The organism is Nitrospirota bacterium, assembly GCA_020846775.1.
Taxonomy (GTDB): Bacteria; Nitrospirota; 9FT-COMBO-42-15; order HDB-SIOI813; family HDB-SIOI813; genus RBG-16-43-11.
In genome coordinates this window covers 1-23,599 of record JADLDG010000017.1, presented here as the reverse complement: position 1 = coordinate 23,599, position 23,599 = coordinate 1, and the positions used below count along the sequence as shown (strand labels likewise).

Genomic DNA, 23,599 nt, shown 5'->3' with positions numbered 1-23,599 from the left:
CTTTTTCAAAGGGGGAAATTAGTTCTTCTGCTTTTTCAAAGGGGGAAATTAGTTCTTCTGCTTTTTCAAAGGAGGAGATTAGTTTTTCTGCTTTTTCAAAGGAGGAAATTAGTTCCCCCCCTTTAGAAAAGGGGGGACAGGAGGGATTTGAACGGGGCTTTTCAGATGAACCTTCAGATTTGTCAACGCAGAAATCCCTGCTGCCGATGGAGAGACGTACTACCCCGGGTAAAAAAAGCGTTGAAGATGTATCAGCATTTCTCGGCGTTAGGCCTGAGCAGCTTGTTAAGACACTGATTGTAAAGGGTGATGAAAAAGTAGTTGCCGTGCTTGTAAGGGGTGATCATGAGTTAAACGGAATCAAGTTATCCAGATTCCTTGGTGTTACAGATGTACAATTGCTGGCCCCTTCAGAAGTAGAAGAAGTTACCGGCTCTCCTTCAGGCTTCTCAGGGCCTGTCGGTCTGAAAGGTATACCTGTTATTGCTGACATAGCAGTAAAGGGAATGATTAATTTCATAGTGGGTGGAAATGAGAAGGATCTTCATCTGATTAATGTGAATCTATCACGGGACTTTACACCTGATCACTTTGTTGATGTACGGAATGCAGCTGAAGGCGATGGCTGCCCGAGATGTGATGCCGGCCGGTTAGTTATTGTCAGGGGAATAGAGGTAGGACATACGTTCAAGCTTGGCACAAAATATAGTGAGGCTATGGGTGCAACTTACCTTGATGCCAATGGTAGTCCGCAGTCTATAATCATGGGATGCTATGGGATTGGAATAGGAAGGACCATGGCAGCTGCAATAGAACAGAACCATGACAAGGATGGCATAATATGGCCTCCGTCTATTGCACCATTCAGCATCATCATCTTGCCGCTTAATGTAGGTTCAGAGAAGGTATTTTCTGTGGCAAGGGCAATATATGATCAACTTACAGGCCAAGGCAGGGATGTCCTTCTCGATGACAGGGATGAGCGGGCTGGTGTAAAGTTCAAGGATGCTGATCTGTCTGGAATACCCTGTCAGATAGTCGTCGGAGACAAGGGTGTAAATCGCGGGGTTGTTGAGATAAAGGACAGGGGCACTAAAGAGGTTAAAGAGGTTGCAATTGAAGACCTGTTAAATCTGAAAACTCAAATTTGATGAACTCGCTTAAGTATCACTTCAGCATCTGATGAAATCATTGTAAACTTCAACAATGCAACATCCCGGAATAAGCGCAGTAAAGATTTAAACAATATCTATCCTGCCGTATTTCAAGTCAGACTGTAATGTCGCCGATATTTGATCCAGCCGATTACAGTTTATTCATGTCTCTTTCCTTATCCTCCCACAAGGCAAGGGAGTAAAGAATCAAGCGGCGCCCCTCCCTTGCAGGGAGGGGGTGGGAGTGAAAAGAGATTCCTGATTTTACGGACAAATCCCTTCTGGAAGAGGATAACCCTGGAGAAATAATATCGAAACAAATCCTGGGACCGCATACCATTCCTCAGTTGATATATTGTGACATCAAATATATAACTGCTGACGAACTGACCGGTATAGTAAGGTTGTCATTTATCTTACCAGGAATGAGTTCAACGACCATTCCTGTCACTGCACCGGCAATGATAGCAATAAAAGAAAGATCCGCCCAGAGGTTATGCAGCAGAATACCTGCAATTACAGAAACTGTTAAAAACGCAAGGCTTCCCTCTATGCTCTTCTTTCCGATTCTAAACTTCCCGAAATTACTGCCAATTATATAAGCAGCCGGGTCGCCGACTGCCAGAACTGTCATTGAAAATAGTGCGGTCTCCTTTGGAAACAGCAGCAGGGCGATCAATGCCCCAAGCAGGTAATAGAGGCTGCCGGTGGGATTATGCCTCTCTTCGCTTCGCATAAGGGCGCCAAAGTAGTGGATAAAAATGCGGTTCATACGCGGCAGATATAACCTTGCAGTCTCAATTATTATGGCTGAAAATAACAGGATTAATGTCAGGTATACATCTGCAGGTTTATCTAGAAATGAGATTATAAAGACAAGAGCGAGACCTGACAGTGAATGATAAAGTTGTCTTAAACCGGATATCCTTGGCATGATGGTGTTTTTGCAAGACCTGACCCCAACTTCCTCTGCCTACTTTAAATTAGTTCTAAGGAATTGACAAGATATTATTGATGTTGATATATTGAGTTTCTTGCAAAAAGTCTGAAAAAACGATTGTTTGTCATTCCCACGGAAGTGGGAATCCAGTGTTTTCAATGTGTACAAGTGTTCTGGATTCCCGTTTTCACGGGAATGACGACTTTAGGGGGTAACGAATGCTCAAATCGTCTGAAAAAATCTGGATGGATGGCAGGTTAGTGAACTGGGAAGATGCTAACGTCCATGTCTTAACCCATACACTGCATTACGGAGTTGGCGCTTTCGAGGGTATAAGATGCTATAAGACAGAGGATGGCCCGGCAATTTTCCGCCTCGATGAACACGTTGACAGGCTCTTCGAATCTGCCCATATCCTGCAGATAGATATACCATATAGCAGAGATCAGATCAGGGATGCGATAAAGGATACGGTCAGGATAAACAGGCTTGAGTCATGTTATATAAGACCAATAGTCTTCATAGGATATGGTTCAATGGGTCTTTTTGTAGAGGATAATCCAATAAGCGTTGCCATAGCTGTATGGGACTGGGGGGCATATCTCGGTGATGAAGGGCTTGAGAAGGGAATCAGCGCCAAGATATCCTCTTTCACGAGGCATCATGTCAATATCTCTATGACCAGGGCCAAGGTTCCCGGTTATTATGTAAATTCCATCCTTGCAAAAAAAGAGGTAAAGGCCGCAGGCTATGATGAAGCGATATTGTTGGACCCGGATGGTTATGTTGCAGAGGGGAGCGGTGAGAATATTTTTATTGCGCGAAAGGGCATTATAAAGACCACGCCGCTGACTTCAATACTTGCAGGTATTACAAGGGAGTCCATAATAAAGGTCGCCAGGGATATGGGTATTACCGTTGTTGAGGAAAGGTTCTCAAGGGATGACCTCTACATAGCTGATGAGGCATTCGTGACAGGGACCGCGGCCGAACTTACCCCGCTTCGTGAGGTTGACAATAGGGCTATTGGCAGTGGAAAGCCTGGTCCTATTACAAAGAAACTCCAGGACGCCTTCTTTGCCATTGTTCAGGGCAGGGACAGTCGTTACAAAGAATGGCTGACACATGTATAGAGGATAAGGTAATTATTCTACACAGTTTACGTTCCTTGCAGTTTGATTTCTGCGGTGTTAGACTGAATTAACCCGTAGGAGTCTTCCATGAAAGAGGCTTTCCTTTACGAAAAACTCGAAAATAAGAAGGTATTGTGCAATCTGTGTGCGCACAGGTGCCGCATTTCTGAAGGTAAGACAGCTATATGCGGTGTCAGAAAAAATATCGAAGGTGAGCTTTATACCCTTGTGTATGATAAGCTCATATCTGCCCACACTGATCCCATTGAGAAGAAGCCGCTATTCCACTTTCTGCCAGGTTCTACATCTTTTTCCATTTCCACAGTCGGGTGTAATTTCAAATGCCTTCACTGTCAAAATCATGATATATCCCAGATGCCAAAGGATGAACATGTTATAAGGGGAAGCGATATACCTCCGGCAGATATAGTTGAGACTGCAGAGAGATACGGCTGCGAGAGCATATCATACACCTATACGGAGCCAACCATATTTTTTGAATTAGCATATGATACCGCTAAACTTGCAAGAAGAAAAGGGATTAGAAATGTCTTTGTGACAAACGGATACATGACTGATGAGGCTCTTGAGATGATATCCCCTTATCTTGATGCCGCTAATGTAGACCTTAAATTCTTTAATGAAAAGCTGCACAAGAGGGTCTGCGGTGCCTCACGCGATCCGGTCCTTAAAAGCATCAAGAGGATGAAAGAACTCGGAATATGGGTTGAGGTAACAACGCTTGTAATCCCTACCAAAAATGACTCTGACGAAGAATTACAACAGATAGCAGAGTTTATAAAGGGCGTTGGCCCTGAAATCCCCTGGCATGTAAGCGCATTCCATCCAACATATAAGATGCTCGATTTACCCAGCACCCCGTCTTCCACCCTCATCAGGGCAAGAGAGATCGGGCTTAATGCCGGTCTAAGATATGTGTATACAGGCAACATCCCGGGTGATGAGGGGGAGCACACGCTATGTTATAATTGCAAGGCAGTACTTATCCACCGTTATGGTTTCGAGCTTGTGGAAAATCACATTGTCAACTCCCGATGCCCATTTTGCGGGGCCATGATAGATGGCATTGAAATGAACCGGACGGTGCATGAAGACATACGAAACATTTGAACACAGGGCGGATATCGGCATAAGGGGTTATGGGAAAAGGGTGGAAGATTCGTTTGAAAACGGGGCCAGGGCAATGTTTTCAGTAATGGCTGATATTGATGCGGTCAGGGCAAAGGACCGGAAGGAACTAATTTGTGAGGCATTTGATGTGGAGTATCTTTTTGTAGAATGGTTAAATAACCTGCTCTCTTTATCTCACCTGAACGGCATGGTCTTCAGTAGTTTTAAAGTGGAGATAACCGGCAATAAGCTTAAAGGTTCAGCCTGGGGTGAGCATATAGATACAGGAAGGCATAAGCTGATGACAGAGGTGAAGGCCGCGACATACAGCATGCTGAAGGTTAGTAAAGAAGATGAAGTCTATGTTGCCCAATGTGTGGTAGATGTGTAAGGGATTAAATGGATATTAAATCATTGAACAGAATAACTGATTATATCTGGGAGATGCCTGCTGAAGGAGATATGCGTGTTCCCGGAAGGATATTTGCCAGCGATGCCCTTGTAGAGGAGCTTGATGACAATGTTGTAAAACAAATCAGGAATGTGGCCTGTCTTCCGGGAATACAGAAGGCATCTATAGCAATGCCTGATGCCCACTGGGGATATGGCTTTCCCATTGGCGGAGTGGGTGCATTTGACCCGCTGGAGGGTGGTATAATCTCGATGGGGGGTATTGGATTTGATATCTCCTGCGGTGTAAGGACCATGCGCACGGGAATGATGCGTGAGGATGTCGAGCCCTACCTGGAAAGGCTATGCGACAGGTTATTTGCAGTGGTACCTGCCGGCCTCGGGTCTGAGGGTAAGATCAGGCTGAATGAACAGCAGATAAATGATGTACTCATGGGCGGGGCCCGGTGGGCTGTCTCCAGGGGATATGGCCGGAAAGACGATCTGAAGTACATTGAGGAAGGTGGTGTAATGGATGGCGCTGACCCGTCCAATGTCTCTCCTACAGCAAAACAGAGACAGTTCAGGGAGGTGGGGACACTCGGCTCAGGCAATCATTATCTGGAAATTCAGTATGTTGCAGAGATATACGACGAGCATATTGCCGCCGTGTTTGGATTGTATAAGGATGACGTTGTTGTATCCGTGCACTGCGGTTCAAGGGCCCTTGGCCACCAGATCGGCACCGACTATCTCAGGACACTTGCGGAGGCGTCACGAAAATATAACATAGCTATCAGCGAGAGGGAACTGGTCTGTGCACCTATTGATTCTCCTGAAGGGCGCAAATACTTTTCTGCAGTATGTGCAGGCATTAACTGTGCCCTTGCTAACAGACAGGTTATTTCTCACCTTGTCCGTGAGGCATTCTCAGATGTTATACCCAGGGCTGAGATTTCTTTACTCTATGATGTAAGCCACAATACATGTAAGATTGAAGAGCACATCGTTGGCAATAAGACCAAACGCCTCTTTATACATAGAAAGGGCTCAACAAGGGCATTAGGCCCGGGCAGAAAAGAGATCCCTGAGGAATACAGGTCAGTTGGACAGCCTGTGCTGATAGGGGGTACCATGGGGACATGCTCTTATATACTGGCCGGTACAGAGACAGGGATGCAGCATGCATTTGGTTCAGCCTGTCATGGGGCTGGAAGGGCGCTCAGCCGGACACAGGCAAAGAAAAAATGGAGGGGAGATGCCCTTCTGAGAGACCTGGCAGGCAAGGGGATAATAGTAAGGGCGCACTCCTATTCCGGCGCTGCAGAAGAGGCCCCCGGGGCCTATAAAGACGTTACTGCAGTCGTTGAAGCCACTCACATGGCTGGTCTTGCAAAGAAGGTGGCAATGGTCAGGCCGATGGCCTGCATTAAAGGATAACAATTCCTAAATCCCGACGGTGGGCTTCCCGGGGTCTCCTTTTATACGTATGGTATAGTATCCTTCACGGTCCCTGGTCTGGGAGATAAAAGAGAGGATGCCCTGATATTGCGCCTTCATTTTCTCACCGACTGAGAAGCGTACAGCAAGGTCAAGATTACCATTTTCACTGCCTGAGGCAAGTTTAATGTTACCTGTTATTGATCCTTTGATGTCGCTGTTCTTGAAACGGATATCTTTCAGAGAAAGGGCATTGTCTTTGATATCAACAGTCCCGTTCAATTCTTCAATAGGAATTTCAGGAAGGGTAAACCCCATAACCTTGAGATTGCCGAACTTTCCGTCCCTTATCAGGATCCTTACCTGTCCCTCCGGCTGGTTTGCTGCCAGTCTGAGTACCATGTCACCGCTGATCTTTCCTGCAATTGTCGCAGGAACTGATTTAAGTCTATCCACACGGGACAAATCAATATTTGCCCAGTTGGCCTTAATTAACCTGTTGTTGCTCCGCAAGGTCATGGTCCCCTTGACAGTCCCGCCATACAGGGCAGCAGAGACGTTGGATATAGGGCTGAAAGACGTAACACTCCCTAATGGTATATCTATCCCGATATTGTCAATACGTGCGATGAGTGGTTTATCTGCAGCCCCCCTGTTCCTCAGTTCCATTCCTGTGAACTTAAGGCCTACAGGAAAGAGCCATTTGTCACCCGATGTCTTTATCTCTGTAGCTGTGCCCAGTTCGATTTCATAGATGATACGTTTTTTGATTGCTTCCCTTGGGAATAGTATGATGAAGAAGAGTACAAATGCTGCCAGGCAAAAGAGGGTATAACCGATAATTGCCTTGACGTTTTTTCTAAAAAACAGCCCTGTACTATTCACTATTTTCAAGCGTCTCTCCTGCTATTTAACCTTTTCAAAAAAAGAAACGACTATAGATGCATCCATCATCCCGGGGTCATCAAACCTGCTCTTCAATTGCATTGTCCTGATCTTCAACGGATAGGCAGAGCCTTCAATCAGGTGTAAATATGTTGTAATCTGCTCCAGTACAACCTTTTCAATCTTAACCTCAATTGACGACTCCCGGAAGTTTTCACCAAGCGGGGTTACCCGTGGTTTCATAGAGACTACCTTGTCCCTTATGCGTGCCTGAGTAGATACATTTTCCATGAAGGTCAGGGGTGTGAAGCCTTCTTTAGTCCTTGATGCACCTTTTTCCAGTTCCGTATATTCCTTTTTCAGTAAAGTATATTCTTCTTTCAACTGCAGCATATTCTTATATTGTTCTTCCTTTTGCTCTGTCATCCTGAGAAGGGTAGTATAACGGTCTGTCAAAGGCCCGATGACAACTGCATAAGCGATTATCGCAATTGCCCCGATCGAGCCAAAGATTATAATGGCCCTTTCCCTTGGGTTTAAACGCGAATTTATCTTATTAATATACTGGACTATTTTTGTCATAATTTTACATATCTATTATTATTCTGAACTTAACCTTTTTTTGATCTGCCGACAGTTTTGCGTCGGATACGTCCACTTTTTTGAAAAAGCCCACTGATTCAAATTCCTTTTTTATCTTTTCAACAGACTCAAAGCTGTCAGTCTCTCCCTGAACCCTTAGCTTACTCTTGTCAATCATAATATCATCAACATCAACCTGCATTTCTTTAGGGATCTTTTCTGATATAACATTCAGGATATCAAGCGAGGTAACTTCACCTTTAGTCCCGCCTCCAAGGGCTTCAACCTTCTTTCTCATTTCCTCGACGGAACTCTTGAATTGCTGATTCTCATCCACGATGTTTTTGGTCTCCGGAAATGTCTCCATGAAGACCTTGCGCATTTCCTTCTTAATTGCATTATATCTTTCTTCCCGGTAATGGACGTTATAATAGAAATCTGCGAAACCGAGGATCGAAACGGTGATAATGGCTGCAATAATATATATAGTTCTTCTTATGTTTACATTGCTTTCTTTCCTGCTGATCTGTTCACCCTTTTTGAAATTAATGCCGGTACTTTGTTTCCTGCGGGTACCGCACAACGCCAGTCCAATGCCTGTAGAAAGGGTATGTCCTGCATCTGCCTGTATCTGCAATTTCTGCAAAAACTCGCCAGGTATGCTGAATTTATCAACGTCCATATGCAGTTCCATAGAAAGAAACTTTTCCAGATTGCGAAGCCTTGCCCCTCCCCCTGAAATGTAGAGCTTTGACACCTCATCATTGTTTTGGCTCTCATACGCATGTATGCTTTGCATAAGTTCGGTTACAAGGGGCGAAAGCCCCTTCTTTACTGCAGAGGATATAATTTCTTCTGTATTCTGATGCGAACCGTTGTTTCCGGTATCTTCATCGGGAAATGCCGGCTCCCTTTCATCCGGCATGTCATCCATAACAGGTTTCGGGATCTCCTGATCCGTCATCGTTTGAGATCCTTTATCGGGGGCAGCATTTAATTCTGTCCCCACTATGACCCGCGACAGGGTAATCTCAGACGACAGTTTTCTTTCCTCCGCCTCTTCCATACTACCGCCGCATGCATCCTTGATTGCGGCCGTGGCGCTATCTCCTCCACGTGTGAACGTCCTTACAGAGACAGGTTTGCCTTTTGCGACTATACAAAGATTGCTCCGTTCTGCCCCGATATCAAGTAGTGCAACCGTATCCTCTGTCTTGTTCCACTGCATAAAGGCATGATAGAAGGCGAGAGATTCGAGCTCAATAATCTTTGAGTCAACGGATGCCTCTTTCAGCATATCTATATGATGCTGCAGTGTCTGTTTTTTGATCAGGGCGACGCACACGGATGAACCGCCGCCGGATGGTTTTGCTCCATTCCCTTTTGACAGGATGACCTGGTCTATGACCATATCCTCAAGGTGGAAAGGTATGAGGTTCTCAACTTCATTCGGCACAACCCTGCTGATCTTTGATTCATCAGAGAATGGGATCTGCAGGTAATGGACGGATACGTTGGTGCCTGCTACAGAGCTTACTACGATATCCGGCTTGAGGTGTGCCTCCTGGAAGATTGACCTGATTAGACCCTGGACGTCACCGTTGATCCGGGGTTTTTCAATATACCTGACCGGCTCAATCTTGCCGAATCCCTCTTTGACCAGTACGGCCTTTATTGAATGACTTCCTATGTCTAAGCCTAATATTTTACGGGACATATTTAAAAAAAAGGGTTCAGAGGAATCTCCTCTGAACTGGTATTATACTTATCAATATTAACGTCAAAACGGCTATAACAATCTTTGCACTTAGTGATGTCTTAAGCAAAGCCCAACTTATCATTATAACAGGAATTAAAAATAACTTCACTATCACTTTTAATCCCGGGTTCTCAGATATTATCTGTGCTATCGGCGGACTGATGCTGTAATATAAAGACACGACCCATCTGCCCGATGGATATGCAAGCAGGTATGAATCGCGGAATTCTCTCAGTATACTGACGTATGGGTGCAGGGGGGAGCCAAATGCAGCGGTTGCTATAAAGCACCTTGAGTCACTTTTCTTTGCAGCAAGGTATGTTACCGCACAGCCCCTTGGTGTCCCGGGAGCCATGGCCGCCGGACTTGCGGCATACAAGATAGAGGCTGCTGTATAAGTCAGGAAAGATGCAGAAATGGTACTACCGGCTGATGTACCGGTTAATACGGCAAGTCCATTCCCGTTCATATTAATATTCTGAGAATTGTCTGACCACAAAATTCCATTATTAAGTACCTGCCTGTTGCTGTCGTCCTTCATTGTAACGTAATACTGCTGTTTGGTGATTATCCTGTCATCTCCCGACACGAGTGATGTTGTTTTAGGTTTTATATCAATTGAAGATACGACTCCGGAGTAGGCAGGGCTAAAGAATGTTGATAGGTTAAAACTCCCTGTAGTGGTATCAGAATAATTGACTGGAATGACCACAACCCTTCTGTATGGTCCGCTGGCGCCAAAACCGGAGATAATGACAGAACCGTCATTATCCGCATTAGTCAGTAGTTCAGTCACATCATAGCCGCCGGAAGTTTTTATCCCTATTACCATGACACTGATATTACCTCCCCCGTCAAAGTCTATATAAAGATTTCCTGTTATTTGAGGTGCGGAAAACGAGTAGTATTTTGCTGACAGAGGAGATAAGGAGACATTGGCATATGCAGCTGATGAATTGAAATCAGTGTTAATAGCCGTGTACGATACTTCTATCGGACCTGAGAGTGAGTTGCCGCTTACAGACTGCCATGTCTTATACCATAAGGCATCGTCATAGGTCATAGTTACATTTGCAACCCTGAGCTCCCTGAGTTCGTCCTCAAGTGCGGGCCCTCTGTCTGTCAGCGCCTCAATCACTGCAGATAAGGCTGACACATTGGGTGTCCCAGCCTTTATCTTTTTCCAGACATCATATACAAACTCAGAGCCGTATTTGTCCGTCATATGTTTTATCCAGATGGCCGTGCCATAAGGGAAAATATCGGTATTACTGGTGCAGTTGTAAGTGTTCAGTGGTATTTCGGGATGTTGAAACCAATAGCCTATATAATTAATATAGTCATTGACTTCAGGATATACATAGTCTTCCATCCATGTGGAAGATGCCTCCATCCACCAGCCATTGGTACAGGTATCATCTGTTACCTGAAACTGTATGGTGTGAAAGAATTCATGTGCAGCCACTACCTTCATAGCGCCGATTACATCACCCTCAGGGTCTGTATTTGGCGGAAAGAATAGGGAAAAATCGTTTTCAAAGAGCATATAGACCATTGATGAAGTGTCATTTGCATCAATTATAGTGTACCCATATGCATCAAGATCTGCCAAATATACATCAAGCAGGCAGTCACCTCCTTCTGTTCCATCTGACGGCGGGGCGTCATAACCCATTTCCTCTATTTCAGTTTTCCATACATCATCGAGGATCGTCGCAAACCTCTCGACATAATCAGGTACCCCATTTCCATTAATGTCGTCAGCAGGGACTGCATCACCATGTGTATTATCAGTTGTAAAGTGTATCCTGAAGTGGCCCTGAGGACTTGCATAACTCTGAAGCGTTATTCCGCTGCCGTATTGTTCGGCAATGGTAGCGGCCCTGCCCCTTGACAATATCTTCTCGTTTTCAGGGGTAAGCAGATGTTTGTTTAACCTGGCTTCCATAAGCACCATTGTACCTGACTTAATGATACCCTTTGACCTGTACTGGAGAGGCAGTGATTCATTCCTCAACACAGCAGTAACCTTATAATTCAGCGCCTCACTGTGAGTTATCTCACCATTCCTGTATGCCCTGTCTATAAGATCAATGCTGTTAAATTGTCTTTCCGCGGCATGGACAGGGGAGAGAAACAATAGTGTCAGGATGACAATCAGCAGATGAGAAAATATGTTCTTCGTTAATATATTTTGCATTCGAAAATCCCCTGTGAGCCGCGACTCACTCAATCAACCAGTATTATCCCTGACCTCATGTTTCGTATAACGGTCTTTCCCTCTGTTATCTCGACAACAGGTTTCTCCCTTGACCCTTCTGCCTGAAGCAGGTAATGTCCCACGGGAACCTCAAAAATAAAGTGACCTTCCTGATTACTTTTTGTTTCTATAATGATACCATCATTTTCCAGCCACACACGTTTTTCCCTCCCGAAGCCGTTAATTCCACTTTGGTGTTGTATCTTACCGCCGCTTATTGGCTGATATATAACCCCTCCAACAAAACCAGCCTTTTCTTTATCCGCCCTTTTCAAAATAACCGGGAAATCCGTCTTAACCCCTTCTCTTCTTTTAAAGCTAACAATTGACGGGACATATCTGTCTTTAGTAATAAAAAGAACAGCCATAAGGCCGGCAGAGACAGGCAATTGCAATATATTATACACCCCATTACTGTCACTCTTTGTATTCTTAAGTAAAAAGCCGTCAAAGAGGCTTATTTCAGCGCCTTCTATTGGAATATTGTCTGGATCTATAATAACACCTGAGATCGCGTCTGCATATCTCAATAATGTACCGTCCGGTTTAGGGTGTTTATTAATGTCTCTGAGGTCACCCTTACCGCCTGCATTCGCAGAAATGACAGTGAATCCTGTAGCTAATAAAAGAATAAATAGGACAAAAAATTTATTCTTCATTATTCGACACGCCAGTATATTATTTTCGCCTTATTATTCTGCCTTGTTATCTCAGCCCTTATAGTCTTTTGACTCTGGTTTACTTTACCTGATGAGACTATAGAGAAATAATTGCTCTTTACATCAATAAACTTCACTATCTCATTGTATAAGTCTTCACTTATTGAGATATTATTTTTAATATCAACTTTTGCCAGAAATGGATTCTCTCCCCTGAATGCAATAATTTCATCTGCGATCTCTCCAGCGAGATTATCTGATAGCGACATTAATACCTCTTTCCCGGCAGTATTTATATTTATCCATCCGTCTGAGTGCACTGTAAGGAATTTACTCAATTTGTTGTAATTCTCACCCTCCATACCTTTGACCAGACGTAATTCCTGAAGTGAATCAAAGGGCTTGTTCTTTGCTTCATAAGGATCCTGAAGGCTTCCATAGTAACTGCTTTCGGCGCCGCCAGGCATTCTTTCAAGGTCATCCTGGTCAATCCAGTCTGCTATTGAATTTGCAATGTCTTCATCCAAATCAAACTGTTTCAGATAGCGTCCCATTAGTGCGCGCATAGTCTCACTGTTGACTATACCAAATCCTGAGGACATCTTATTCACATTGATCTTGCTGTCCTCGTCAGTAATCTCTACTGTTACAAAACCATCGCCAAGCGGGATCGGTGGAAGTTTCTGTGCCCATAATTCATCGGGGGCATCATAGTTCTGATCTGTCTTGTCATCGTCCTCCAGCACTGCCATTGCAAAGGTCACACCTGACCTTGCCAGATAGTATGCCTTGATATCATCTCTGAAGTTGGCTGCAGCCCGCGCCTCAATACGCATGCCTGTATTGAACTCAAGTATCAGGACAATAAGTAGCGTCAGTACAAGCAGTGTAATGACAATGGCTATTCCCTTGTTGTTTCTTAGGTTCATCACTCGAAAATAGCCTTTCAAATCCCCCCTGCCCCCCTTTTCTAAAGTGGGGTAACTAATTTCCCCCTTTGAAAAAGGGGGAGTAAGGGGGATTTTCATCTTCCACTCATGGGTATCTCTGTTATAGTCCTGAATGACCTCTCAGTGCCACCGCTGTCTTTTATGATTATTGTTATTTCTACAGCCTCGGGTAATTTCTTTGAGACCCGAGAATCCCAGCTCTCAAGCCACGTGCCTTCATCGAGATACCTGAAGTCAATACCTGCTATATCTTCACACAACTCATATGTCCTGCCGCCGTACATGGGATTGACATCTATGCGGTTTTTTTCCCTCTTCATCAGGACAGAAGAACCCTCGAAGTCCTTGCGCAGAAAATACCCTACCTCCATCTGATCAGACTCCAGGGCATCACTGTAGCGTCTTATGTGTGAGAATGATGTGAAATCAATCTGGTCGGTTGGATAACCAGCCGAATAGTCATCAGTTCCTACAAAAAAGGTGTTATCATTTGAAGCTGATAAAAAGGCCATGTTGATGTCGCTGGTAATCCTGCTGAATGCCGCACGTATACCTCTTAATCCGTCAACAGATGCCTCAGTTCTCCCAATGACGAGCCTGGTTTGAACAAAGCTTCCGTAAATGATCATCATAATGATACCGAGGATAGCAGTGGCAAGCAGCACCTCCATCAAAGTAAAACCATAAATGTTTTTTATCTGTTTCATTGCATATGATCAGGTGTCATGTAATGTATCAGTGAAAGGTTTTGAAATGTCAGCATGACAGGATACCCCGTTCACCAAGTGATTACTCTGTCTCTATTTTTAATATTTGATTTATGTTTACTCCTTTTTCCTGACAAAGTTTACCATTCCTACACTCCTCTCCGAGCCTTCCTTGCCCCACAGTACCTCAACTTTTACCTCTCTGATATTATCATAGGCAGTATCTGAGACAGATGTCTTCCACCTGTATTCAGGATACAAATCGCCAAAGTTGCTGCTGTCCTGACCGGTGTCGGGGAAATCACCATTCTCTATGTCACTCATCCTTTCCGATGCGAGGAGTGTAGCCACGGTAGTGCGTTTTGCATAATCAGCAGCAGTAATACTCTGGTTTCGCGTATGGAGAAGGGTCACAAACGATGTCGCAATTATAACAATCGCTATCATAACTTCAAGGAGAGTGAAGCCGGCATCTGTCATCCCGAACATGTTCCGGGATCTCCTGACCCGGTATTGTTTGAGAGCCTGAACCAAATTCAGGATGACAGACACTGTGACCTGCTTCATTTTTATGACCATTTGTGAGCCCATGTTACACGGCTGTTGAATTACTCATTACTTCTCCCTACTCATTGCTTCTTCTCACTCATTTACTTCAACGTATCCCTCACTTATCTTAACCTTACCCGACAGAGGTGAAGTTTCAAGTGTATAGTCTTTCTTCCCGTCTGATAAATGGATAGTGTTTTTTTCAACATATCCGTCAGGATAAAATCTTAAAGCCACTTTCCCTTCCGCAATTTTCCCCTCTGCCTCCATGACTATATCTTTTATATAGACCTTATCAGAAAAACTGGTATCCTGCCCCGAATCTGAGAGGATTGAAGTTTCTTCCTCATTTACCTGTGAAAAAGAGTATGTCCGGTTTGTTATATCGAAGACAAGCTGATAAGGTTTCTTTTTGAGAACAGATTCATCATACAAAGACTGGATCTTCCCGGCCAACTGTCTTGCAGTGGTGCGGAGCCTTGTATCTCCAATATTATCAAGTTTTGGCAGGACAAACACGAGGATGACACCTATCAGCAGAATAATGAGAGAAAGCTCTATAAGGGTATAACCTCGTTTAAGTTTGTAAGGAAAAATAGTCATCAACCATTTATTCGATGTTCCAACTCTGGATATCGGCATTTTTCCCTTCCCCGCCCTCTTCTCCATCTGCGCCATAAGAATAAAGATCAAACTCTCCATGTATGCCGGGACTTATATAGACATAGTTATTACCCCAGGCGTCTTTTGGTATCTTGTCCATATATCCGCCTTCCTTCCAGTTCCTCGGTATCTCGCCGACCGCCGGCTTTTCTGCCAGCGCCTGAAGACCCTGGTCCGTACTCGGGTAGTTTCCGCTGTCCAGTTTATACAGGTCAAGCGCTGACTGGAGATTCTTTATCTGTACAGCCGTTTTTGTACGTTTGGCCTCCTCAGTACGTCCCATAAGCCTGGGCACAACAATACCGGCAAGGAGACCGATGATGATAAGCACCACCATGATCTCAATAAGCGTAAAACCCTTATTGTCTTTTATGCATCGTTTCATATATCCCTCCACATGTTGTCGTTCATTCTACATCACTATAAACCAAGCTTGATAACCTTGTAAAAAGTTTTCGCTCAAAAGTGCCCAGGTGCAAGGAAGGACTCAGGATTTGAGTCGAGGCGTACTTCCTGTACGTTGAGGCTCAAATCCTAATTCCTGACGCCGCAGATGGGTACTTTTCAGCGAAAACTTACCGTACTACCTGGCTCATTTCAAAAATAGGCAGCAATATCGAGAGTACCACAAAGAGCACAACAACCCCCATGAACAACACCATTATCGGTTCCAGCAGTGCCGTAAGGCCGGAGACGGTTGTGTCAACCTCGTTATCATATGTCTCGGAGACCTTGGAAAGCATACCCTCAAGCTCCCCGCTCTTTTCACCGGCAGTTATCATCTGTATTACCATAGAAGGGAATGCCCCGCTCCGTCTTAGCGGTTCTGACAACGGTTCCCCTTCCCTCACACGGTCTTTCGCATCTTCTATTATTTTGGATAAAACTGTGTTGTTTACTACGGTCTTAACGATATCCATTGAGTTTATAAGAGGTATGCCGCTCGCTAAAAGTGTACTCAACGTCCTTGAAAACCTTGATATGGCGATAATCCGCACTAATTTCCCAAAAAGCGGGGCCCGCAGGATCAACCTGTCATACACATTTCTTCCCTTAGGGGTCTTTACATATTGTACAGTTGAAAATATTACTATGAAAATGGCGCTGCCAAGGACCCACCAGTAAGACCTGAAGAAGTTGCTGATTGATATAAGAATGAGTGTCGGAAGCGGCAATGCCTGTCCAATATCCTCAAATACCTTTGTCACCTGAGGTATGACATAGGCGAACAGGAACCCAAGTACAGCGGTACCTATGAATAACATCAATATAGGATAAGTCATAGTTGCCCATATCTTGTTTTTAAGCCTCATCTGGCTTTCCTGAAAATCGGCAAGTCTTGAGAGTACGACATCAAGCGCACCGCTCGCCTCTCCTGCCTGTATCATATTTGTGTATAAGTCTGAAAAGACCTTGGGATGGGATCTCATCGCATCTGCGAAAGATGCCCCTTCCCGGACATCTTCCCGAATTTTGGTGATAGTTCTCTTGAGTACAGGGTCATCAACGTGATCAATAGTTGCAGACAATCCCTCCATAAGCGGAAGGCCTGCTGTAAGCAGCGTAGCAAGCTGGCGGGTAAATACAGTAACCTCCTTTTTCTTTACCCTCCTTCGAATACTGCGTGCAGTTGCAGTTCCTTCTTCTGCCTTTCGGGCTGACTCCTCAGATACCTCTGTGGGAAAGACACCTGATTTTCTGAGTTTTAGCTTCGCCCCCTGGCTGTTCTCCGCATCGATAAAGCCATGTGTATCTTTACCGTCAGTAGTGAGTCCTTTATATTCGAATACAGGCATAATTATAAATCAAGAAATAAATAGCAGGCGGAGCTTCTCATTCACTGAGGCGTTATAGTTCAACAATGTCCTCCTGAGTTACCCTGGAGACCTCTTCAATGCTCGTCAGGCCGGCAATGACTTTTGTTGCGCCGTATTTCCTGAGGGTTATCATTCCTCCTTCTATAGCCTTATTTTTGATTATCTGTGAATTTACGTTCTGCTGAATAAGTCCCCGGATATCATCATTTACAAGCAGGATTTCGTAGATTCCTGTTCGCCCCCTGTAACCTGTATGCATACACTTGTCACATCCGGCGGCAGAATAAATGTGCCGGCCGCTTATCTGAGACGGACTGATCCCAAGTTCTGCAAGTTCAGGGACGGTAGGTGCATACTCATTTTTGCATGACGGGCATAGCAGTCTTATAAGTCTTTGAGCTGCTATGGCTACCACTGATGATGCAACGAGGAATGGTTCAATACCCATATCAATTAGCCTTGTAACTGCCCCGGCCGAGTCATTAGTGTGGAGTGTGCTGAAGACAAGGTGACCGGTCAGTGATGCCTGAATGGCAATCTCTGAGGTCTCCAGGTCCCTTATCTCACCGACCATTATCACATCCGGGTCCTGACGCAGTATTGACCTCAAGCCTTTTGCAAAAGTGAGTTCAATCTTTGGATTGATCTGCATCTGACCTATTCCCTTTATCTGATACTCTACGGGGTCTTCAATAGTGATGATATTCTTGTCCGGTGAATTAATTTCCATGAGGGCGGCGTATAGTGTTGTAGTCTTGCCGCTCCCGGTAGGTCCTGTGACAAGTATTATGCCATGAGACAGGTGTATCAATTTTTCAAATTTATGCAGTATATCTTCAGAGAGTCCGATATCCTTCAGCCTTAGAAGATACCCTGACTTATCAAGGAGTCTCATGACAATACGCTCGCCGAAGGAGGTTGGGATAATCGAGACACGCACGTCAATGTCTTTACCCGCAATCTTTAATCCTATCCTGCCGTCCTGAGGAAGGCGTTTTTCCGCGATATTCAGAGAGGCCATAATCTTTATTCTCGATGCCACACTTGGCTGGAACCTCTTTGGAAGGGTAAGGATGTTGTGGAGGACACCGTCAATCCTGAACCGGACAGCTATGTCCCTTTCAAAGGGTTCAAAGTGTAAATCACTCGCCCTGTCTTTTACAGACCTGAAAAGAAGAGAGTTAATAAGTTTGATTATCGGTGCCTCATCAACTGCATCAATGAGGTCAATGGGTTCATCAAGCCCTACTGTCAGCCCGTCACCAAGATCTTCTATCACCTGTTCTGCAGCCTCTTTGTGAGTCTCATAAGCCATGTTTATGGCATTTAGGATCGTAATAGACTCAGTCAGAATCAATTCAATGTCAGACTCCAGAAATGTCCTTATGTCATCTATAGGAGTAATATTTAATGGATCGGAGATGGCTACTTTTACAGTCCCGTTATCCTTATTGAAAGGGATAAGGATGTGGCGTTTTAGAAATGAGATTGGTACAGAGGAAACCAGGTCTTTGTCAATATCTTCTTCTGTCAGGTTCTGAACATACGGGATTTGGAGCTGTATGCTTAAAGCCCTTAGAAGGTCGGTCTCTCTAATGTGCTTTGTACGAACAAGGATTTCGCCTATACGTCCCCCCTTTTCGCGCTGGATATCAAGACATTCCTCTACTTCGCTGTCACCAAGAGAGGATATATTCCGCAAGATGTCTCCTAAGAGGTCTCTCTTTCTTGTCATTATTATTTGGGAGGATTTAAGATGAAACTATCCTTGAGTTGAAATTTATTCTTCTTCCTGAAGGCCTCTCCATCTCTCCTCTTATCCCGGCTGAGCTCTTCCAGTTTTTCGGCATCCCTTATAATATAAGGGGTGATGAAGAGCATCAGGTTTGTCTTTACCTTTTTCCTGTTCTCATACTTGAACAGATAACCGAGAATTGGTATGTCACCGAGGAACGGGACTTTTCTTTCCGTTACTGTGACATCATCCTTAATAAGACCTGCTATCACTATGGTTTCCTGATCCCGTACTACGACAGATGTCTCAGCGGACCTCTTACTCGTTATTGGCACCTCCTGGTCTGTGCCAACAGGTACACTGCCGGCAAGACTTGATATTTCCTGATATATATCGAGTTTGACAAGGTCGCTCTCTGTCGTGTGCGGGGTAATCTTCAACTGGATACCTACGTCCTTCCTTTCGATCGAAGCCTGGACATTGCCGCCGGTAGTCTGGCTGACCCCTGTAATGAAAGGGACATTCTGACCAACAATGATCTTTGCTTCCTGATTATCAAGAGTAAGTATATTGGGTGTTGATAGTACATTAATGTTAGAGTCACTCTGAAAAAGCCTTACAAGAGCGCCAATGTTCGGTGTAGTGCCATCAGGAAGAAAGCCCTTTATACCTGCGGCCACGAGGCCGTTGACACTTAGGGGATTTACAGCGAAGCTGGATAAACCGGCGCCTGGAGGTGCAAGCAATGTCCCGCCGGCCACAATAGTTTCATTCGCAGTTAGATTTTCAGTAGTTCTAAACTCAACTCCTAATTCGCGGGCCTTATCAACGCTCATCTCAACGATAGCCGCTTCCACATATACCTGTTTGCGCCTTATATCAAGGCGCTCTATGATTGACTTCAACCGCTCGTAATCCTCAGGTGATGCCATTATAATCAGTGAATTAGTTGCCTTATCAGCCGTGATGGAAATGCCGCCTTCAAATAAAACGGTAGCGTCCGGAGACGCTTGTCCTGCAGCCGGTCTTGCCCCGGATTTGCTGGTCAGGCTGGCCAGGACCTTTGCCATGTCTTCTGCGCCGGCATTCTGTAAATAATGTACATAAATGCCTCCTTTACCCTTTTGAGGTTCTTTGTCTAATTCCCCTATCAGGTTCAACAGCTTGTTCATATTGCTCTTGACATCCGTCAGTATCAGGGTGTTGGTCTGCGAATAAGGAATGCTTGAACCATCCTTGGATACAAGGGGGGCTATCAACCTGGATATCTCAGTGGCGCTGATATAATTCAAGCGTAACACGCGGGTTTCATAGTTTTCATAATCGGGAAGAGGCCTTTCTTCTGTTACAATGCTGACTCCGCTCTGCTTGGCCTCTCTCGAGGGAAATATCTTTATTACCTTGTTTTCACCTACTGCTGTAAACCCTTTAAGCTCAAGGACTGTAAGAAATACCTTATATGCATCATCCACTGATATTTTCGTTGGTGATATTACTGTTACCTTTCCCTGAACCTTCTCATCCAGCACAAAGTTCTTGCCTGTAAGCTCACTAATGAATTTAACAAATGTCTGAAGGTCAACGTTGTTAAAATCGAGGGTTACCATCCGTTCGCTTCCCTTTGCAGCAGTTTGTCTGCCTGAAGGTATTTGCGGAGGATTTGACGGCGGTTGAATCTCTTCTGCCCCCGTTTTCTCAGCCTCTGACACAGTAGTGGTTGTTCCAGTGTCCCTCCCTCTGAAGAATAAAGGATTCCTGAGGTTTGCCGGGTTGTTTGCCCCCGCTGCCGCCGGCGATCCGGGAGTTGCCGCAGGCGATTGGGAACGAGGCGCTATTACGCGCGGTAGTGTAAGTGGTTGTGTCTGAAAAGTCCCTTCAGACTCGGGTAGTATGGTTCCTTCTGACCCGGTTGTCTGCCCTTCATCATTAACGGGTGGAGGCGGTGGGTTCATCTGTGCATGTAATGAATTAAAATTAATCAGCAATAATGAAGCAAGAAGAAAGAACATCAACATCCTGAATTTCCATATTTTCAGTGTGCACCTCCGGGTCATTTCTTTACCTGATCTCGTAGTTTAATGTCATCTTCTGTCCTGCACGCACGAGGTCAATGACAAAACGGTCATTATCCTTTAACATCTGATACACCTGAAATGCCTTTTCAGGATCTTTTATCTCTGTTCCGTTAATCCCGAACAATATGTCGCCGTTTCTCAGGCCGACCTTGTCGAATATACTGCTGGGGACTATAGAGAATATCCTGAATCCGTCGGCTTCACCTCCCGTGAAATTAGGAACGAGGCGCGCCTGAGTCAGCAGTTTGTTCATGTCTTCAGTAGCCGCTGTCACAGTCTCCCTGTCTATATACATTGTTCCCTGCTGAGGAGGAGACGGCTGTTCAAATAATGGAGGTGATGATGGCCGTGGCGGCGCCAGCCCGGCACGTTGTTGTCCCTGTGTGTCTTGAGATGTCAGATCAATTTCTTCTATCTTTCCGTCCCGTTCGACTGTAATCCTGTTCCTGTTTATCTCTAACAGCTTGACCCCCGGGGCAATGGTATCATTGGTTCTGAAGATCTTGTGTGACTTCTGATAAGGGTCTTCGATAATAGCATACGCAAACTTTGCATCTCCTGCAACAGTGCCTATTAGACGTATCGGGACAATCTGTTTCACGTCCTTCATGGCATCCGAAGAGCGCGAAGGGGGTGCTAACAGGTCCGCTAATGTCTTTGAATTAAATATATTCCTGCTGAGGATGGTCTTATATAGTTCCAGTGGTTTGGTCTCCTTTGTCACGGACACAGGTATGCCCCTATAATACCCCCTGGAAAAAGGTGGTTCAATCTCTCTGGCAATCCTGAATGTGACTATCTGAGTGATAAAGAAAACGGCTGAGGCCAGGATTAATAAGTTTACCGGTACAAAATAATTTTTCATCTGATTTTTCAGGATATTATAATAGATACTTGAGTAAAGTCAATAGAACCCCGGGTTTGATCTAACGGATATCATACCTCGACCCTTTTTTTAAATAAACCGACAAGCAGAATACCAGCCAGGAATCCGCCGATATGCGCAAACCATGCAACCCCACCGCCTCTTGCTCCGTTGACCATCCCATTTAATATCTGCACAAATATCCACAAACCTAATACAAAAACAGCTGGAATCCTTATTACCTGAATATAAAACCCCAATGGTATCAGGGTATGAACTTTGGCCCGTGGAAATAATACAAGGTATGCGCCAAGGACGCCAGATACGGCACCACTGGCGCCTATCATAGGGATAGTGGAACTCGGGTTCATAAAGGCGAAAATATAGACCGCAATTACTCCGCTGATAAGATAAAAGACAATGAATTTAAAATGTCCCATTGAATCTTCAATGTTGTTCCCGAATATCCAGAGATAGAGCATATTACCTGCAACGTGAAAAAAACTGCCATGTAGAAACATGGATGAAAAGATAGTTATATGCGGGGAAGGGAGACCAGGCGGCGATGCCATCTTGAGGACATATAAAGGTTTTGCCCCGTATGCATCTAAGAAGGCTGAAAATTGCGGCCCAAGAGATAGCTCATAGAAGAAGATGATGATGTTTAAAACAATGAGACTTATTGTTACGATAGGAAAGCTGACGGCTGGATTATCATCTTTTAATGGAATCATGTTAGTCTATCGGTGGGCTACAGCTCAAAACTTATACTTAAAGATCCCGGCTGTGTAAAGTGGTTGACCTCCTGCTTTATTATCAGCGGTTATACTGATAGTTGGTAAGCTGACATACAATTTCCCTTCATCTACAGTTGCAGCATATCTTATTTCTGTAAAGATACCGAAGAGTGCACCTGCGATGCCTCCTATAGCAGCCCCGGTACCTACAGTACTACCCCAGTTCTGGTCCTTCTGTGTCAGTGTAATGGCTGAAGAAATCAGTGTCCCTGCAGCCATGCCATAAAATGTGTCCATGAAGACAGTCCTCATGGGATTTTCTTCTGCTTTAGATTGTGATGGAACAAACAAAACAGCAGAGAAAATTATCAAGATAGATAATGCAATAAACCGGGTAACCTTCATCTGTTTCTCCTTACGTATTATTTGAATCGCTCGCAATATTAAGCACTTAACGAAATACATTATCACAATCCGGAATTTTCATCAATGTATCATCCGAAAATACCCTTTCGATTTCTCTCAGGCCTGTCCTGAGCGGATGCGAAGGAGTGAGGGTGGGGTTAACCAGGGTGCGATTGGAAGTATTCATGGTTTATATATAATTATCTCAAAGTGCGAATTTTGTAATACCTCAACCCAATATCCCTGCCATATTTTGAGTTTTGCATCTGTGTACATGATAAAGTCATATAAGACCCCATTGTAATAATAGATTGCATTACCGACCCAACCCGCAATAACAGCATCTTCATAGTTTTTTAGGGCCCCGGTATCAGTGTTGCGAATATAGGTGTTTCGCAGCGCTACTTCTGCTGGATAAGGATTTCCTACCATGCTCCAGCCAGGCTGCAGAGGAATAGCCCTGCTTGGGTCACTGACCACAGTTCCTGTGATATTGAGCACTGCATTATCTCTGTTTGACTTAAGGAAATATCCGTATCCAGGGACCATATTAGTCTCTGCCACAAATGTGCCGTTGGTCTTCCCCATGCCATAAGAATTCCACCAGTAGAGTTCCACCGGAGTGCCGAGGGTCTTTCCGAGCAGTGTCTGGACATTGGATGTAGCAGGAACTATCGGGATTGATATCATTGTATAGCCTCGTCTTACAGCGGTTACAGGTATTGGCGGCAGGGCATTGCCATTTACCACAGTTGAGATAGCT

23 protein-coding genes are annotated in these 23,599 nt (G+C 44.7%); 5 read left to right on the top strand and 18 right to left on the bottom strand.

Annotated features, from left to right (window positions below; translation table 11 throughout):
- A partial coding sequence (locus IT392_01915) for a hypothetical protein (GenBank protein MCC6543242.1) occupies window positions 1-1,151 on the top strand: 1,151 nt, incomplete at its 5' end.
- A 346-nt stretch (window positions 1,152-1,497) separates the two neighbouring features.
- On the opposite strand, the gene IT392_01910 is transcribed toward IT392_01915, so the two are convergent.
- A complete protein-coding gene (locus IT392_01910) occupies window positions 1,498-2,088 on the bottom strand; it encodes a hypothetical protein (protein ID MCC6543241.1) in 591 nt (196 codons plus the stop codon).
- Window positions 2,089-2,312: 224 nt separating this feature from the next.
- Between IT392_01910 and IT392_01905 the strand changes: the two genes are divergently transcribed.
- The 4 genes from IT392_01905 to IT392_01890 all read left to right on the top strand — a co-directional run bounded on the left by IT392_01905 (window position 2,313) and on the right by IT392_01890 (window position 6,188).
- A complete protein-coding gene (locus IT392_01905) occupies window positions 2,313-3,227 on the top strand; it encodes a branched-chain amino acid transaminase (GenBank protein MCC6543240.1) in 915 nt (304 codons plus the stop codon).
- 87 nt (window positions 3,228-3,314) lie between these two features.
- Entirely contained in the window at window positions 3,315-4,358 is a 1,044-nt protein-coding gene (gene amrS, locus IT392_01900; protein ID MCC6543239.1) for an AmmeMemoRadiSam system radical SAM enzyme, read from the top strand.
- Complete coding sequence (locus tag IT392_01895; protein ID MCC6543238.1) at window positions 4,336-4,749, top strand: archease; 414 nt, start codon at window positions 4,336-4,338, stop codon at window positions 4,747-4,749. The genes amrS and IT392_01895 overlap by 23 nt, the downstream gene beginning before the upstream one ends.
- An 8-nt stretch (window positions 4,750-4,757) precedes the next feature.
- Window positions 4,758-6,188, top strand: coding sequence for an RtcB family protein (locus tag IT392_01890; GenBank protein ID MCC6543237.1), 1,431 nt, complete (start codon window positions 4,758-4,760; stop codon window positions 6,186-6,188).
- A gap of 6 nt (window positions 6,189-6,194) precedes the next feature.
- Here IT392_01890 and gspN read toward each other — a convergent pair whose 3' ends face one another.
- The 17 genes from gspN to IT392_01805 form a co-directional block, all read right to left on the bottom strand.
- Window positions 6,195-7,082, bottom strand: coding sequence for a type II secretion system protein GspN (gene gspN, locus IT392_01885; GenBank protein ID MCC6543236.1), 888 nt, complete (start codon window positions 7,080-7,082; stop codon window positions 6,195-6,197).
- Window positions 7,083-7,094: 12 nt separating this feature from the next.
- Window positions 7,095-7,655 (bottom strand): type II secretion system protein M, encoded by a 561-nt coding sequence (locus IT392_01880; GenBank protein MCC6543235.1) that lies wholly within the window; start codon window positions 7,653-7,655, stop codon window positions 7,095-7,097.
- Between the two features lie 4 nt (window positions 7,656-7,659).
- On the bottom strand, window positions 7,660-9,372 hold the full coding sequence (gene pilM / locus IT392_01875; protein MCC6543234.1) for a pilus assembly protein PilM: 1,713 nt from the start codon (window positions 9,370-9,372) through the stop codon (window positions 7,660-7,662).
- A gap of 16 nt (window positions 9,373-9,388) precedes the next feature.
- A complete protein-coding gene (locus IT392_01870) occupies window positions 9,389-11,614 on the bottom strand; it encodes a hypothetical protein (GenBank protein ID MCC6543233.1) in 2,226 nt (741 codons plus the stop codon).
- Between the two features lie 29 nt (window positions 11,615-11,643).
- Window positions 11,644-12,333 (bottom strand): carboxypeptidase regulatory-like domain-containing protein, encoded by a 690-nt coding sequence (locus tag IT392_01865; protein MCC6543232.1) that lies wholly within the window; start codon window positions 12,331-12,333, stop codon window positions 11,644-11,646.
- On the bottom strand, window positions 12,333-13,262 hold the full coding sequence (gspK, locus tag IT392_01860; GenBank protein ID MCC6543231.1) for a type II secretion system minor pseudopilin GspK: 930 nt from the start codon (window positions 13,260-13,262) through the stop codon (window positions 12,333-12,335). Before gspK ends, IT392_01865 begins: the two co-directional genes overlap by 1 nt.
- A 95-nt stretch (window positions 13,263-13,357) precedes the next feature.
- Window positions 13,358-13,990: a prepilin-type N-terminal cleavage/methylation domain-containing protein gene (locus tag IT392_01855; GenBank protein MCC6543230.1), complete on the bottom strand. Its 633-nt coding sequence runs from the start codon at window positions 13,988-13,990 to the stop codon at window positions 13,358-13,360.
- Window positions 13,991-14,107: 117 nt separating this feature from the next.
- Window positions 14,108-14,479 (bottom strand): type II secretion system minor pseudopilin GspI, encoded by a 372-nt coding sequence (gene gspI, locus IT392_01850; GenBank protein MCC6543229.1) that lies wholly within the window; start codon window positions 14,477-14,479, stop codon window positions 14,108-14,110.
- Between the two features lie 153 nt (window positions 14,480-14,632).
- Window positions 14,633-15,181 carry a hypothetical protein gene (locus IT392_01845; protein MCC6543228.1) on the bottom strand — a complete coding sequence of 183 codons (549 nt, stop codon included), beginning with the start codon at window positions 15,179-15,181 and terminating at the stop codon, window positions 14,633-14,635.
- Window positions 15,150-15,587, bottom strand: coding sequence for a type II secretion system major pseudopilin GspG (gspG, locus tag IT392_01840; GenBank protein MCC6543227.1), 438 nt, complete (start codon window positions 15,585-15,587; stop codon window positions 15,150-15,152). Before gspG ends, IT392_01845 begins: the two co-directional genes overlap by 32 nt.
- A 190-nt stretch (window positions 15,588-15,777) precedes the next feature.
- On the bottom strand, window positions 15,778-16,998 hold the full coding sequence (gspF, locus tag IT392_01835) for a type II secretion system inner membrane protein GspF (protein MCC6543226.1): 1,221 nt from the start codon (window positions 16,996-16,998) through the stop codon (window positions 15,778-15,780).
- Window positions 16,999-17,050: 52 nt separating this feature from the next.
- The gene (gene gspE / locus IT392_01830) at window positions 17,051-18,754 is read right to left on the bottom strand and encodes a type II secretion system ATPase GspE (GenBank protein ID MCC6543225.1); all 1,704 of its coding nucleotides are present in this window, start codon (window positions 18,752-18,754) and stop codon (window positions 17,051-17,053) included.
- Between the two features lie 2 nt (window positions 18,755-18,756).
- Window positions 18,757-20,769, bottom strand: a complete 2,013-nt coding sequence (gspD, locus tag IT392_01825; GenBank protein MCC6543224.1) for a type II secretion system secretin GspD — start codon at window positions 20,767-20,769, stop codon at window positions 18,757-18,759.
- Between the two features lie 43 nt (window positions 20,770-20,812).
- Window positions 20,813-21,694, bottom strand: a complete 882-nt coding sequence (locus tag IT392_01820; GenBank protein MCC6543223.1) for a hypothetical protein — start codon at window positions 21,692-21,694, stop codon at window positions 20,813-20,815.
- Between the two features lie 71 nt (window positions 21,695-21,765).
- Window positions 21,766-22,428 (bottom strand): rhomboid family intramembrane serine protease, encoded by a 663-nt coding sequence (locus IT392_01815; protein MCC6543222.1) that lies wholly within the window; start codon window positions 22,426-22,428, stop codon window positions 21,766-21,768.
- A 24-nt stretch (window positions 22,429-22,452) separates the two neighbouring features.
- Entirely contained in the window at window positions 22,453-22,836 is a 384-nt protein-coding gene (locus tag IT392_01810) for a hypothetical protein (protein MCC6543221.1), read from the bottom strand.
- 183 nt (window positions 22,837-23,019) lie between these two features.
- The coding region (locus tag IT392_01805; protein ID MCC6543220.1) for a hypothetical protein at window positions 23,020-23,599 on the bottom strand (580 nt) is incomplete at its 5' end.